Here is a 14,567-nt window from a genome sequence, read left to right as displayed (position 1 = left end):
TTCACTGGTTTGACGATGCCAGTAGGCTTGGCCGTCTGCTCCGAGTTGGTGCCACTGGGCTCGGTAACCACCAGCGCAGGCACTCCACAATCGGCTACCTCGCGCCGGTCGCCTTCGAACAGAGATCAACTACGCTGGCCATCGCTGCATGACAACCGATGTTCACGATCAAGGTGGAAGCCCTTCCCTCCCTCAAGAGCTCTCTTCAGTGTCCTGCGTCGGCAGCACCCGCAGAGCCATCACGGTGCCGTCGTCGCCGAAGGAGACGGGACCCCACAGTGGGGCCGTGGTGCTGGTCGGGTAGGTGTCGCGTAGCTCGTACGTCCGGTCCCGGTATGCCTCCACCTGTCCCTTGACCAGCAGGTCGTACAGTTCCTCGGCTATCCCTGAGAACGCCTCGACGCGGATCCGGTTGAGTCGGAACACTTGATTGGTTCCGACATAGACCGTCGGGCCTATCTTGTGCCGCGCGTCCCGGACGCTGGACGAACCGGCGAAGGTCTGCTGCTTGTAGTGTTTGTGGCCCTGTTTGTCGGTCAGGTACTGGGCGATGTCGGTGCCGGCTCCGGCGAAGGCCAGCTGGCCTGCGGCTTCGGTGCGCGCGAGCAGTTGGCCGTACCAGCCGAGCTCCTTGCGGGGGATGAGGAACCCGTCCTGGATCCGTTCTCTGTGGCCGTCGGCAGGTACCTTCACCGCGCCGGCGTACGCGAGGTTCCGTTCCGACAGCACTGCGTCCGCACTCCCTCGCCCTGTGGTTGGCCTTGCGGGCAGCAGTCCTTCGCCCGGTGCCTGCAGAGCGTTGACGGTGGTGCCGTCCGGCGCGAGTAGTTCGGTGGACATCAAGAGGCACGGGGTGGTGTTCCACTCGGCGAGGTGGAAGTGCTCGGCGCGCTCGCTGCCCCTGACCAGTTGCTTGAATGCTGAGCGGTCGGCCTTGGCGGTGCGCCTGGTTGCCTTCTGGTGGTTGCCGTTGACCGTCACTACGAAGACGCGTGACGGCTCGCCCGGGCGCCAGGCTTCGATGAAGAAGTCGGGTCGTGGCCGGGCGCCCAGGGACGGTCGCGGGCCGGAGCGCGCGAAGCCCGCCAGGAGTACGGCTTCCGCGTCCAGCGTGGAGACCATGTGGTCCGGGAAGCGGTTCCGGACGGTGCGTTCGGCGACGGCGAGTCCGAAGGCTCGGCCCAGTTCCCGTGCCTGCATGGCCCTGTAGGAGAGTTCCGGGCTCTGGCCCTCGTCGGTGAGGGCCATGTGGCCGCTGGGACCGGTGGCCAGGGCCTGGCAGTACTTCAGTCCTTGCCAGTGTTCGGCCAGTCCTCTGCCGCGTCCCTGGCGGGCGAGGGTGGTGGCTCGCGCGAAGATGCCCAGCAGGTTCCAGGGGGTGGAGACGAGATCCTGTCGGTCGGTGTCTCGTAACGGTCCGAGTTCGGGTTTACGGGGACTCGGTTCTTTATCGTCCTGCTTCCGTGCGCGCTGTCGATCGATGGCCGCGGCAGCCTTGTTCGTGTCCGTGACCAGAGCGGCGGTCGAGTTGATACGGACGGGGGCCTTTGTGCTGAGCCGGTCGAGTACCTCTTCCGCAGATGCTGACATGGCTCGGCACCGTACGGGCGCAGGTACGGGCGCACGCAAGTGCGCATGAGCGCTCACGCTGTCTCGGCAAGGCAGGCGCGATCACCAGTCCGTCTGGCAGACCAGGGGGCGAAGGCACCGGGCCGTGAGGTGCACCTCGCCTGCTTCGGCGATTCGCACGGCGTTGTCCCTCATCGGGCGGTTGGCTTATCCCTGTCGGCTCGGGCTGTTGGTGACACTGAGCAACCGTGTTCGGAGGCCGTTGGGGGCTGTGGAGCACGCTGCGACGCAGGTCGGCCGGCACCAAGTCGGCACGCCACGAACCCCGTGCTGGTTCCGTGCTGGCTTCGAAGGCTGGAATTATGGAAAACCGCAGGTCCTAGACCCGATCGGATGAGTTGTCGTACCACTCGATGGTGGTCCCGACCAGGCTCGCGCCGACGATGCGCTTGAGGTTGGACGGGGTCGGGGGTGAGGCGGCGGGGGCGGACATGAGCACCACTTCCGGACAGTTGGCGGGGACGTTTCCGTGTCGCCACACCGTAGGAAGGGGCTGGTCACGGGCGTATGTGGTGGGGCACCACAGTTCGGGACGCGGGAGTGCGCGCGGGCGCCACCCGGGTCCGTCGTGGGACGCCGCGGAAGCCGGCGCCTGCCGTCCGGGCGTCGGGAACGCGCGTTACGGCGCCGGGCGCGATTGCGGTGTCCGCAGCCCTGCGGGCCGCCCGGGGGCGCGGGCCGTCGTGGGCGCGGCCCGGGCGGGAGCAGCCGAAGCCGGGTGCAGCGCTCCGGCGGACACCTCGGCAGGACCGGCGTGGGGCCGAGCAGTTCCCGCGGACCCGAAGGGCGGTCTCGCTGGCGTCGGCGACGCCGGCCTGGGCCAAAGGTTCCGGACAGCGCGGGGCGGGCCGGCCGGCTCGCGTGCCGAGTACCCGCCCGCCTCGTTCGTCCTCGCGCGAAGCGGCGGCCGCGCGGGGCCGGCCCACGCGGCCGCCGGGGGGAGTGGTGCCGTCGGCGAGGGGCGTCCAGGACCGCGGTGGGGGTGCCGCGCCGGGCGGTGAGCGCCGCCGCGGCGGGCGCGGAGTCGGCCCGGAGTCCGGCGACGGCGGCCCACCGCGGTGCCGCGCCGGGCGGGTTGAGCCGACGCCCCGCTCCGTTTGGGCACGGGCCCGGCCGCCGGGCGAGGGACGGGGCGGCTCAGGGGTGCTCCGGGCGCCGTCCGCTCTGCGGTGACGCGCGGTTCGGGCGCGGTGTGCGGGGGTGAAGCGGGAGCGTCGTGGTGAACCAGAACAGGGCCGCGCACAGGAAGGCCGTCGCCGCGAAGACCAGCGACTCGGTGAGCGAGTCGTCCCGCGCGCCCGCGGCGAGGGCGCCGACCGCCGAGAGGCTCAGCGCCACGGCGGGCAGCGCACGCGGCCGGTGTGCGGCGGCGGGTGCGTGGGCCGACGGCAGCAGGCGCACCGCGAGGCCGTAGCCGGCGCAGGCCAGCAGCGTCGAGCCGAGCACGTCGCTGGGCCGGTGGTGGTAGGTGGCCAGGACGGTGCCGGCGGTCACGGCCAGCCACAACATGCCGGCACCCGCGACGTACGGGCGCAGGCGCGGGGACGCCACGAGTACCGCGGCCAGGACCAGCCCGGCGGGGACGGCCACGTGGCCGCTGGGGAAGCTCGCCTCGACCAGTGAGACACGCGCGTCCACCAGATCCGGGCGGGGCAGCACGGCCCTGGCCAACTCCTTGGCGCCGACGGTGGCGATGACGACGCCGACCGCCGCGCACCCCTGCCACCAGCGCCGGCGGGCCAGGGCGACCGCGGTGACGAGCACCGTGCCGACGATCAGGGTGGGCAGGGCGGTGTTCTCCATGGGCGGCAGCGCCGAGGACCCGTAGGCCGCGCCCGACCAGTCGTACATCCACGCCGGCCGGGCGCCGTTCCCGCCGATCAGGGCGTTCTCCGCCCGCTGCCCGAACGGGGTCCAGACGGCGAGCAGGTAGACCGCCGCGAACGCCAGGAGGCACAGCGGCGCCGGGAGCCGCGGGCGGCCGGCCCGCACCGATCCGGTCCCGGCCGCCGCCTCCGAGCCGGGGCCAGGAGCCGGGCGCGCGAGCTCCGGTGACGCGTCCTGCTGAGTCATCTTCATTTCCCTCTCTTGGCTGTCCCGCGTCACCGCGCGGGGGCTACGGCAGTTCCAGCACTGTCCGCCGCTGCCGGCGCTGGGCGGCGATCGCCAGAGCCGGGAGCGGTGCGACGAGGAGCAGGAGGACGACCAGGTCCGGCAGGGACCCCATGAAACCGCTGGGCCGGACGACGATCGCCTGGCCACGGACGAAGGCGAACGCCGCCACGGGGATCAGCCACCGGTGATCGCCGGTGGCCGCGGTCGCCACCCAGGCGGCGAGCAGCCCGGCGACCTCGACGACGAACAGGCCGCGCTGGAAGGCCGGACTGATCGCGACGAGGTGCAGTCCGCCCGCCACGAACATGGCGAGCACGACGGGGACCAGCCAGCCGAACGTGTGCCGTCGCAGCCGGCCCGGCCGGCGGAACGCCAGTACGGCGCAGGCGGCGGCCAGTGTCCCGGACAGCACCAGGTCGTGGACGGTCAGCGGCGCGCCCAGCCCGTAGTAGCCGAGCCCCGCCATGCCCTCGGTGCCGAAGAGCGTGTTGCCGCCGAAGGTGGCACCGGCCCAGACCATCGCCGCCGAGGCCGGCAGCGCGAGCCAGGCCCTGCCGCGCAACAGCGCGACCAGGCAGACCAGCGGCAGCAGCCCGTAGGGCAGGAGCCGGGGCCGCCCGGGACCGTCCGCCCACGGGTACCAGCCGGAGAAGTGGAACGAGATGGCCTGGTCACCGGGGTCGATCCGCAGCGCCCAGTGCCACACGTCCTGGAGGTACGGGATCAGCGCCAGCGCGGCGAGCACGAGAGCGGCCAGGTGGATGCCGTCCAGCCACCACGGCCGGGCCGGGTCGTCGGCGACCGTGCGGGCACGGACCTCCAGCCCACCGCGCAGCAGGGCGGCCGTCTCCCGGGGCGGCGGCCAGGAGCGGCCGGGGTAGGTCTCGGCGAGGCAGTTCAGCAACTCGTCCCCGTGGCGGGACCGGTGGGACGCGGGGTAGGTCGCGAGCAGCAGACGGTTCACGCCGGTGCCGTCCCCTCGTGACCGGTGCGTCCCATGACGACGGCCGCCGCCTGCCGCATCCGCAGCGCCTCCCGCCGGAGCATCACGGCCCCGTCCTCGGTGAGCCGGTAGTAGCGACGGGCCCGCCCGTCCACGATCTCCTCGCGGTCGGTGGCCACCAGCCCCGCTCGTTCCATCCGCTCCAGCGCGCCGTAGAGCGTGCCCACGGCGATCCGCAGCCGCCCCTCGGTGGCCTGCCCGGCGGCCTTGATGATGCCGTAGCCGTGCAACGGCCCGTCCATGAGGGCGGCGAGGATGAAGTACTGCGGTTCCGTCAGGGATGGTTTCTGTCGGGTCATGAGGAGATCATATATCGAGCCTCGAAGTATCGTCGCTCGCCCCCCTGGCCGCACGGCTCCCGGGCTCGGCGCCTGTACCGTCAAGCCCGCTCGACGGCCAGGGATCCGGCGCCGGGCGCGGGCCGCAACCCGCGGCGGTCGTCCGCCGAGCGGGGTGAGCGCCCCGGTGAGGGAGTGTCGGAGCGCCGGGGCACCCTGCGACGGGTCTACGGTCGTGCCGCACCGGCCGCCCCCGGCGGTGCGCCGAAGCGGTGACCGCCTCCGGACGCCCCCGCCGGGCCGAGCCGGTGCCGGCGCCTCGAGAACTGGGGAGTTGTATGGCTTCCGCGTCACCTCCGCCGCCTCGCGCCGCCGGCGCGAGCGCGGGGTCCCTGCTGCGCCGCCGGAAGCTGTGGGTCTTCCCCGCCGTGCTGAGCGGACTGGTCGCCCTGCTGCTCTCCCTGCTGTACATGGGCGGCATCCTCACGCCGGACAGCAGCCTGCACCGCCTGCCGGTCGCCCTGGTCGACGCGGACACCGGCCGGCCGCCGTCCGGCGAGCGGCAGAACCTGGGTGCGCGGTTGAGCTCCGCCGTCGTCTCCTCCTCCCCTGGCGAGAAGGTCCAGTGGCGGCGCCTGACCCGGGCGCAGGCCCAGGAACAACTGGCCTCCGGGCAGGTGTACGGCGCGCTGGTCATCCCCTCCGACTTCACCGACTCGGTCCGTGCGCTGGCCGGAGGGAGTGCCGAGGAGCGGCCGACCCTCACCGTGCTGACCAATCCGGGCATGGGCAGCCTCGGCTCGGCGCTGGCCGACCAGGTGGCCGAGCGGGCGGCCGGCGAGGCGTCACGCTCGCTCGGTGAGCGGCTCGTGGCGGCGGCCGGCGGCGGTGCCGACGCCGCCGACCGCCTGCTCCTGCGCGACCCGATCGCCGTCAGCACCGAGGTCGGACACCCGATCGGCCCGCGCAGCGGCCTGGGGCTCAGCGCCTTCTACTACACGTTGCTGCTGGTGCTCGCAGGCTTCCTGGCGGGCAACATCATCCACAACGGTGTCGACACCGGACTCGGGTACGCGGACAGCGAGATCGGCCCGTGGCACAGCCGCAGGCCCACCGTCCCGGTCAGCCGGACCTCGACCCTGCTGGTGAAGATGGGGATGACCGCGGGGCTCACGGTGCTGACCACCGCCCTCATCATGGTGGCGACCATCGGCATCCTCGGCATGGACGCGCCCCACCTGCCGCTGCTCGCCCTGTTCTCCTACTGCGCGAGCCTCGCCGTCGGCCTCGGCGTCCAGGCGATCAACGCGGCCTTCGGCGGCATCGGCCAGCTCGTGGCCATGTTCGTCTTCATCGCCCTGGCGCTGCCCTCCTCCGGCGCCACCGTGCCCCTGGAGGCGGTGCCGGAGTTCTACCGGGTCCTCGGCGTCTTCGAGCCGATGCGGCAACTGGCCTCCGGCGTCCGGGCGATCCTCTACTTCGACGCCCGTGCCGACGCCGGGCTCGGCCGTGCCTGGGTGATGATCGCCGTCGGCTTCACCGCCGCGCTCGCCTTCGGCTTCGCCATGGCCCGCTACTACGACCGCAAGGGCTTCCATCGCATGGTGCCCCGGCCGGAGTGAGGCGCCCGGCCGCCGTCACCCCCTGTGCCCGCGCCCGCCGCCTCGCGCCGCCCCCTCGACCAGCGTGCCCGTGAGGAGCGAGTCATGATGTCGGTGCAGGTGTGTCACATGCGGTGACGTATGCGGCGTTCCCTCATGTACACGCCTTTGCCGCCCCACCGTCGTCCCTCTCTGCGAGGAGCAGGCATGACCAGCGATCCCCTGCCCATCAGCGCCGCCGCCCGCCATGCCCTTGAGCGGGAGCTGGCCGGTGTCCGTACCGAGCGCGAGACGGTGGCCGCCACCCTGGGGGACACCGATGTCGTCGGCGACCGTGCCGACGACGCCGACGAGTTGCGGCGCAGCGCGGACCTCGCCCGGCTGGACGCACGGATCACGGAGATCACCACGCGGCTGCGTCAGGCGGACGACGCGGGGCCGCCGCCCGTCGGGGTGGTCGGCGTGGGCAGCACGGTCACCGTGCGGTTCGACGACGGCACGGAACAGACGGTGACGCTCGGCGAGGTGACGGAAGGGCCGGACACCTCGCTCGTCACGGCCGAGAGCCCGCTGGGCCGGGCGCTCAGGGGCCGCCGGCCCGGCGACGCGGTGCGATACCGGACACCCGACGGCGAGGCCGCCGCCACCGTGGTCTCCCTCGGAGAGGCACCCCCAGCATAGGGCGGGACACGGAGCGGCGGCCCGTCCAGGGTCAGTCCTCGTAGCGGGTCGGCGGGAAGGCGTCGCGGGACTTACGGGTCCGGTCGCCCGTGGGGATCTCGCCCGCGTCCGCCTCGCGGGCCACCTCGTCGTGGCTCGCGCGGTAGGCGGCGTCGGCGCTCTCGGGTGCGTCCCCGGGCAGGCCCGCGGCCTCCCGTTCGCTGACCGTCCGCCGCTCCAGCCTGTCCTCGTCCGGGCGGCGGGGCATTCCCCTGCCGCGGTCGCGGTCCGAGGCGCCCTCGACTTCCTGGTTGGTCTTGTGGTGGTGTGCCATGCGTCCTCCCTGAGGTGCGCGCCGACAACTCCGCGCTGCCCGTGAGCGCCTGCGCCGGGTCGCCTCGACCGGTGACTCCCGGCCGGGCCGTGTCCTCCCGTGCGTCCGGCCGGCGTGTGGCTCCTTCCATCGTGCGCCGTTCCGGTGGGATACGCACGGGAAGGACGGCAGGGCCAGGTCACAGGCCCCGGCGGGCCCGGCCCGCTCATCTGCGGGCTGCGGGTGACCCTCCGGCGGGTGAGGTCGCGGGCCCCGACGGTGAGGTAGCCGCCCACGCCGAGCAGCGCACGCACACGGCGCGGGAAGGGCTTGAGGAAGCCGGCTGGGCCCCCCGCCCGGCGGTACGTGCGCCTCCGTCCGCCGGGCGGGTCGGTGGCGTACGGCGGACGTCCCGCCGACATCGCCGGGACCGCCGGTCGGCAGCACATGCCGGCCCTCAAGCCGAGTACCGAGTACCGAGTACCGGGCACCGTGTCTCCTCAGAAGGGGTGATGCCGCTCGGGAGCTGCGGAGGACGACTGCGCGCCCCCGTGCCGGGGGCGGAGGCCGAGGACGGGAGCAGGGACCGCACGCCACGGATGAGGCCGCAGAGACCGCGCGGCCGGAGGCGGGGAGGCCAAGAACGAGCACGAGCGTCCTGATCCGAGGCAGGGTTCACCCCACGGGCGGTACGCCGCGCGCGTGGGACCGGCACTCTCAGGAACGAACGCGGGCGTGGCAGCGGCCGCTCGTGCGCGCGAGCGCCGACGAGAGGCCGACGTGCGCGGGTGCCCCGGGCGGCGCCTCGGCCCCGGAGCCCACGCCGGGTGCCCGCTCCGAGCGTTCCCGCCGCCTTCCGGGCCGGGCCGCGCGCACGAGTGCGGGCCGGAAGGCACACCGCCGCGGGCCCGTCCGGCGGTCGTCGCCGTACGGGCCCGTCCCTGTCCGCGGTCCGGCTACGCCGCTGGGCGGGCGGCCGCCGTGACCGCCCTACGGGCCCCGGCCGCGTCCGGCGCCGCCAGGGCGAGGCCGGCCAGCTCGCGGCACTCCGCGAGCGTGCGGGAGGCGAGCGAGCCCCGGACGCCGGCCAGGCAGCCGGGGGCCGCCGACAGGCTGGTCACCCCGAGGCCGACCAGGACCAGGGCGAGCAGCGGGTCGGAGGCAGCCTCGCCGCACACCCCGACGGGCCGCCCGTGCGCCGTCCCCGCCTCGGCGCTCTGCCGGACCAGTTCCAGCAGGGCCGGCTGCCACGGGTCGAGCAGGGCCGCCAGCGACCCGAGCATCCGGTCGGCGGCGAACGCGTACTGGGCGAGGTCGTTGGTCCCGATGCTCAGGAAGTCGCACCCCTCGGCCAACTGCCCGGCACGCAGCGCCGCCGCGGGTACCTCGACCATCGCGCCGGCCGTACGCAGCCCGTGGGACCGGGCCTGTTCGGCGAAGGCCCGCGCCTCGGCCGGTACCGACACCATGGGGGCCATCACCCAGACCTCTGCCCCGGTCGTGCGGGCCGCGTGGGCCACCGCGGCGAGCTGGGTGTCGAGGAGCTCCGGATGGCGGACGGCGGTCCGCAGACCCCGCACGCCCAGTGCCGGGTTGGGCTCGTCGGCGGCGGTCGCGAACGGCAGGGGCTTGTCCGCACCGGCGTCCAGGGTGCGGACGACCACCCGGCGCCCCGCGAAGGCGTCGAAGACCCTCCGGTACGTCTCGCGCTGTTCCTCGGCGCCCGGCGCGGTGGCGCGGTCGAGGTACAGGAACTCGGTGCGGAACAGCCCCACGCCCTCACTGTCGGCCTCGGCCGCCGCCGCCAGTTCGTGCGGCGCCCCCAGGTTGACCATCAGCCGGACCGGATGGCCGTCGGCCGTGCGCCCGGGGCCGCTGGAGGCGGCCGCCGTCCGCCTGCGCCGCTCCTCCTCGGCGGCGGCGCCCGCCACCTGCTCAGGGGAGGGGTCGGTGAGCACGGTCCCGGCGCCGCCGTCCACCAGGACGGGTGAGCCGTCCGTCAGGAGGGCGGCGCCCTCGCAGGCGACGACGGCCGGCAGGCCGAGGATCTTGGCGAGGATCGCCGTGTGGCTGGTGGGTCCGCCCTCCTCGGTGACGAGCGCGCGCACCCGGGCCGGGTCGAGCAGCGCCGTGTCGGCCGGGGAGAGGTCGGCGGCGACGAGCACGTACGGGTGCCCGGGGTCCGGCAGCCCCGGCATCGGCAGGCCCAGCGCGTGGGCCACCGCCCGGTCGCGCAGGTCGTCGAGGTCGGCGACACGTTCGGCGAAGTAGCCGCCCGCGGCCCGCAGAGTGGCGGCGAACCCGGCGAAAGCCTCCGCCAGCGCGTGCGGCGCGTCGCGGCCTTCGCACACCTTGGCCTCGGCGCTGTCCACGAGCGCCGGGTCGGCCGCCATCATGCCCAGGGCCGTCAGCACGTCGGCCGCCTCGCCGTCGGCCGCCGCGGCACGGCGCGCGAGGTCGTCGGCGACCGCGGTGAGCGCGGCGCGTGCGGCGGCGGCCTCGGCGGGCGACTCGGCGGCGGCCACCTCACGGGGGGCGGGCAGCGCCGGGGGCGGCGCCATCCGGGCCACCGGCCCCCAGGCGGTGCCGCCGCCCACCCCTATGCCGGTCAGGGGAGCGGGGGTCATGCCGGCTCCACGGCGTCGTGGTCGGCGGTGACGAGGGCGGCGAGTTCGTCGAGGGCCGCGTCGGCGCCGTCGCCCTCGGCGGTCAGGACCAGTGCCTCACCGTGCTTGGCGCCGAGGGCGAGCACGGAGAGCATGCTGCGGGCGTCGACCGCCGGCTGTCCCGGGCGGCCCACGGTGACGGCGGCCGGCTGGCGCGCGGCGGCCTGGACGAAGAGGGCGGCGGGGCGGGCGTGCAGTCCGGAGCTCGAACCGATGACGACGTTGCGCTCGGGCATGGCAGGGCCTTCCTGGGAGAGGGGAACTCTGAGGGTGGGGAACGGAGGGGGCGTGCGGCCCGGGGAGGGCCCGGGCCGCGTCCGGGACGGAGTCAGGCGGAGACCGGCTCGCCCGCCGGTGTGCCGGCCGTGGCCGGTGCCGCCGTGCGCCCGCGGTGGCTCTTGAGGAGGACGACCAGGGCGGCGGTGACGACGGTGCCCGCGGCGATCGCCACCACGTACAGCAGCGCGTCGCCGATCAGCGGGACGACGAACAGGCCGCCGTGCGGAGCGCGCAGGGTCGCGCCGAAGGCCATCGAGAGGGCGCCGGTGACCGCGCCGCCGGCCATCGCCGACGGGATGACCCGCAGCGGGTCTGCCGCGGCGAACGGGATGGCGCCCTCGCTGATGAACGAGGCCCCCAGCACCCAGGCGGCCTTGCCGTTCTCCCGCTCGGCCTTTCCGAACAGCCGGGCCCGGACGGTGGTGGCCAGCGCCATGCCCAGCGGCGGCACCATGCCCGCCGCCATCACCGCGGCCATCACCTTCAGGCTGCCGTCGGTCGGCGTCGCGAGCCCGCCCACGGCGAAGGCGTACGCGACCTTGTTGACCGGGCCGCCCAGGTCGAAGCACATCATCAGGCCGAGCAGCACGCCGAGCAGGACGGCGTTGGCGCCGGAGAGTCCGCCGAGCCAGTCGGTCATCGCCTTCTGGAACGAGGCGATGGGGCCGCCCACCACGACGAACATCAGGAACCCGACGACCGCAGAGGAGACCAGCGGGATCACCACCACCGGCATGATCCCGCGCAGCGCCGCCGGGACCGAGAGCCGCTGGATCGAGGCGACCACCGCACCGGCGAGCAGACCGGCGGCCAGGCCGCCGAGGAAGCCCGCGTCGATGGCGACGGCGATGGCGCCGCCGACGAAGCCGGGGACGAGCCCGGGCCGGTCGGCCATGCCGTAGGCGATGAACCCGGCGAGGACGGGCACCAGGAAGCCGAAGGCGGCCTGCCCGGTCTGGAACATCAGCGCGGCCCAACTCGCCGCCTCGCCCCAGGCGAAGTGCTCGGCGACCGAGGGCGCGTCGCCGATCTGGTAACCGCCGAGGGCGAACGCCAGCGCGATCAGCAGGCCACCCGCCGCGACGAACGGCACCATGTAACTCACGCCGGTCATCAGCCAGGTACGCAACCGGGTGCCGAAACCCTCACCTTCCGCGTCCTCGTCCATCGGCGCGGGCCCCGTGGTCCGCGGGGACGCCGGTGCGGCGGCGGGCGCCCCCGCACCGGCCTGCGCGGCCTTCTCCCGGGCCTCCGCGATGAGGGCGGCCGGCCGGTTGACGGCGGCCTTGACGCCCACGTCCACCACCGGCTTGCCCGCGAAGCGGGCCTTCTCGCGGACCTCCACGTCATGGGCGAGGATCACCGCGTCGGCGGCGGCCACGACGGCCGGGTCGATCCGGCGGAAACCGGCCGACCCCTGCGTCTCGACCCGCAGATCGACGCCCTCCTCCTCGCCCGCCCGCTGCAGCGCCTCGGCCGCCATGTAGGTGTGGGCGATACCGGTCGGGCAGGAGGTGACCGCCACGATGCGGAAGGGGACGGGACCCGAGTCGTCGGAACCGGGGGCGGCCGCGGGGGCCTGGCGAGCCTCGGGATCCGTGGTGTCCGGCCGGCCGCCGGGCATCGTCTCCGCGGCGGGCGGCGGCGTCTCACCCCGGACCAGGGCGGCGGCACGGTCCGGGGCCCGCTCGGCGCGCAGGGCCTCGGTGAAGGCGCCGTCGGCGAGCCGGCGGGCCAGCGCCGACAGGATGGTCAGGTGGTCGTCGTCGGCCCCGGCCGGGGCCGCTATCAGGAAGACCAGGTCGGCCGGTCCGTCCGCCGCGCCGAAGTCGATGCCCGCCGGGCTGCGCCCGAACGCCAGGGTCGGTTCGGTGACATGGGCGCTGCGGCAGTGCGGGATGCCGATGCCGCCGTCCAGGCCGGTCGGCATCTGCGCCTCCCGCGCCGCGACATCGGCGAGGAAGGCTTCCAGGTCGGTGACGCGTCCGGCGGCGGCCATCCGTTCGGCCAGTGACCGGGCGGCTGCCTCCTTCGTGTCGGCGGAGAGATCGAGATCGACCAGGTCTGCTGTGATGAGCTGGCTCATCGCACGGCTCCTCGGGGGCGGACCGCCCTGACGGCGGTGGGGGACGGGGACGAGGGCGCGGCCCGGCGGGACGTGCGGACGGGCGCGGCGGGGCGGGGGACGGGGGTGGTCATCGGACCGGCTCCGAGAGGGGACGGTCGGTGGGGACGGCGTCGGTGACGGTCACGGCGTCGGGCGCGAGGTCGGCCGGGGCCGGCATCACGCTGCCCGGCAGCTGCACCGCCGCCGTGCCGTGTGCCACCGCCGCCGCCAGCGCGGCCGGGCCGCGGCCGCCCGCCGCGAGGAACCCGGCGAGCGAGGCGTCCCCGGCGCCGACGTTGCTGCGTACCGCCACCGGATCGGCGCGCCCGAACCAGGCGCCGGTCGCGTCCACCAGCAACTGGCCGTCGGCGCCGAGGCTGGCGAGGACCGCCCGGGCGCCGCGCTCCCGCAGCTCACCGGCGGCCTTGACGGCGTCGCCGACGGTGGCCAGCGGCCGGCCCACGGCCTGCGCCAGCTCCTCGGCGTTCGGCTTGACCACGTCGGGCTCCTCGGCGAGCGTGGCGCCGAGCGCGCTCCCCGAGGTGTCGAGGGCGACGCGGCGCCCGGCGCGGTGGGCGCGGGCCACCAACTGTGCGTACCACTCGGGCCCCAGCCCCCGGGGCAGACTGCCGCAGCAGGCGATCCAGTCGGCTCCGAGGGCACGCGAGCGCACCGCTTCCAACAGGGCCTCGGCCTCGGCGCCGCTCAGCTCGGGCCCGGCGGCGTTGACCTTGGTCAGGGTGCCGTCGGGTTCGACCAGGGTGATGTTGACCCGGGTCGAACCGGCGACGGGCACCCCCGCCGCCTCGATGCCGTGCTCGCCGAGCAGCCGGGCCAGCAGCGCCCCTTCGGCCCCGCCGAGCGGGACGACCGCGACGGTGCGGTGACCGGCGGCGGCCACGGCCCGGGAGACGTTGACGCCCTTGCCGCCCGGATCGACCCGGTCGCGGGTGGCCCGCAGGACGGCACCGCGGCCCAGCGAGGGGAGTTCGTAGGCCCGGTCCAGGCTCGGGTTGGGAGTGAGGGTGAGGATCACGCCCGGACCACCTCCGGTCCCCGCGCCTCGACGGCGCGGGCGTCCTCGTCGCTGAGTCCGGAGTCCGTGATGAGCAGGTCGACGTCGGCCAGGTCGCCGAAGCGGGCGAAGTGCTGCTGCCCGAACTTGGCCGAGTCGGCGAGCAGCACCACTCGCCGCGCGGCGCGGACGGCCGCCCGTTTCACCGCCGCCTCGGCGAGGTCGGGTGTGGTGAGGCCGTCCTCGGGGCCGAAGCCGTTGGTGGCGAGGAAGACCACGTCGGCCTTGATCTCGCCGAGTGCCCGCAGCGCCCAGGCGTCGACCGCCGCCCGCGTACGGTGCCGGACCCGGCCGCCGACCAGGTGCAGGGCGATGCCCGGGTGGTCGGCGAGCCGGGCCGCGATCGGCAGCGCGTGCGTGACCACGGTCAGCGTCGACTCCACCGGGAAGGCCGCGGCGAGGCGGGCGGAGGTGGTGCCCGCGTCGAGGATGACGCTGCCGTCGGCGGGCAGCTCGGCGAGGGCGGCCCGGGCGATGAGGTCCTTCTCGTCGGCGGCGAGGGCGTCGCGCTCGGCGAGGTCCGGCTCGAACCCGAGGTGGCCCGCCGGGATGGCGCCGCCGTGGACCCGGCGAACCAGACCGGCCCGGTCGAGCGCCTTGAGGTCCCGGCGCACCGTCTCGGCGGTCACCTGGAACTCGTCGGCGAGGGAGAGCACGTCCACCCGGCCGCTCTCATGAGCCAGCCGCAGGATCTCCTGCTGACGCTCCGCTGCGAACATGTGGGTTTACATCCGTTTCCATGACCGACCTTGTGGGTTTCCCGGATGCTACGCGCGCTGCTCGGGGAAGTAAACACATTCGGACGTCGGAGGCCGGGCCAGGCGGATCTGACGGGAGGGGC

13 protein-coding genes are annotated in these 14,567 nt (G+C 74.7%); 2 read left to right on the top strand and 11 right to left on the bottom strand.

Features of this window, described 5'->3' with window-relative positions; genetic code table 11:
- Positions 1-192 precede the first annotated feature (192 nt).
- The 5 genes from Sdia_RS19360 to Sdia_RS19345 all read right to left on the bottom strand — a co-directional run bounded on the left by Sdia_RS19360 (position 193) and on the right by Sdia_RS19345 (position 5,046).
- Entirely contained in the window at positions 193-1,590 is a 1,398-nt protein-coding gene (locus Sdia_RS19360) for a hypothetical protein (protein WP_189501056.1), read from the bottom strand.
- 358 nt (positions 1,591-1,948) lie between these two features.
- Positions 1,949-2,071 carry a hypothetical protein gene (locus Sdia_RS30280; RefSeq protein ID WP_262417723.1) on the bottom strand — a complete coding sequence of 41 codons (123 nt, stop codon included), beginning with the start codon at positions 2,069-2,071 and terminating at the stop codon, positions 1,949-1,951.
- Between the two features lie 695 nt (positions 2,072-2,766).
- Positions 2,767-3,702: a phosphatase PAP2 family protein gene (locus Sdia_RS19355; RefSeq protein WP_189501054.1), complete on the bottom strand. Its 936-nt coding sequence runs from the start codon at positions 3,700-3,702 to the stop codon at positions 2,767-2,769.
- Between the two features lie 43 nt (positions 3,703-3,745).
- Complete coding sequence (locus Sdia_RS19350) at positions 3,746-4,708, bottom strand: hypothetical protein (protein ID WP_189501052.1); 963 nt, start codon at positions 4,706-4,708, stop codon at positions 3,746-3,748.
- Positions 4,705-5,046, bottom strand: a complete 342-nt coding sequence (locus Sdia_RS19345; RefSeq protein WP_100453911.1) for a PadR family transcriptional regulator — start codon at positions 5,044-5,046, stop codon at positions 4,705-4,707. The genes Sdia_RS19350 and Sdia_RS19345 overlap by 4 nt, the downstream gene beginning before the upstream one ends.
- Positions 5,047-5,363: 317 nt before the next feature.
- On the opposite strand from Sdia_RS19345, the gene Sdia_RS19340 reads away from it, so the two are divergent.
- Complete coding sequence (locus Sdia_RS19340; protein WP_100453914.1) at positions 5,364-6,647, top strand: YhgE/Pip domain-containing protein; 1,284 nt, start codon at positions 5,364-5,366, stop codon at positions 6,645-6,647.
- Between the two features lie 186 nt (positions 6,648-6,833).
- Positions 6,834-7,307, top strand: a complete 474-nt coding sequence (locus Sdia_RS19335; protein ID WP_124287800.1) for a GreA/GreB family elongation factor — start codon at positions 6,834-6,836, stop codon at positions 7,305-7,307.
- Between the two features lie 31 nt (positions 7,308-7,338).
- Here Sdia_RS19335 and Sdia_RS19330 read toward each other — a convergent pair whose 3' ends face one another.
- The 6 genes from Sdia_RS19330 to Sdia_RS19305 all read right to left on the bottom strand — a co-directional run bounded on the left by Sdia_RS19330 (position 7,339) and on the right by Sdia_RS19305 (position 14,445).
- Positions 7,339-7,620, bottom strand: coding sequence for a hypothetical protein (locus tag Sdia_RS19330; RefSeq protein ID WP_100453918.1), 282 nt, complete (start codon positions 7,618-7,620; stop codon positions 7,339-7,341).
- A gap of 935 nt (positions 7,621-8,555) precedes the next feature.
- Positions 8,556-10,226, bottom strand: a complete 1,671-nt coding sequence (gene ptsP / locus Sdia_RS19325) for a phosphoenolpyruvate--protein phosphotransferase (RefSeq protein ID WP_189501050.1) — start codon at positions 10,224-10,226, stop codon at positions 8,556-8,558.
- The gene (locus Sdia_RS19320; RefSeq protein WP_100453922.1) at positions 10,223-10,501 is read right to left on the bottom strand and encodes an HPr family phosphocarrier protein; all 279 of its coding nucleotides are present in this window, start codon (positions 10,499-10,501) and stop codon (positions 10,223-10,225) included. The genes ptsP and Sdia_RS19320 overlap by 4 nt, the downstream gene beginning before the upstream one ends.
- 92 nt (positions 10,502-10,593) lie before the next feature.
- Positions 10,594-12,630 (bottom strand): PTS fructose transporter subunit IIABC, encoded by a 2,037-nt coding sequence (locus Sdia_RS19315; protein WP_189501047.1) that lies wholly within the window; start codon positions 12,628-12,630, stop codon positions 10,594-10,596.
- Positions 12,631-12,739: 109 nt separating this feature from the next.
- A complete protein-coding gene (gene pfkB / locus Sdia_RS19310; protein WP_189501045.1) occupies positions 12,740-13,687 on the bottom strand; it encodes a 1-phosphofructokinase in 948 nt (315 codons plus the stop codon).
- Positions 13,684-14,445, bottom strand: a complete 762-nt coding sequence (locus tag Sdia_RS19305; protein ID WP_164380961.1) for a DeoR/GlpR family DNA-binding transcription regulator — start codon at positions 14,443-14,445, stop codon at positions 13,684-13,686. The genes pfkB and Sdia_RS19305 overlap by 4 nt, the downstream gene beginning before the upstream one ends.
- Positions 14,446-14,567 lie beyond the last annotated feature (122 nt).

This window comes from Streptomyces diastaticus subsp. diastaticus, from assembly GCF_011170125.1.
Classification (GTDB): Bacteria; Actinomycetota; Actinomycetes; order Streptomycetales; family Streptomycetaceae; genus Streptomyces; species Streptomyces diastaticus.
The sequence above is the reverse complement of the archived record's forward strand: the minus strand, read 5'-3'. Positions and strand labels throughout refer to the sequence as shown.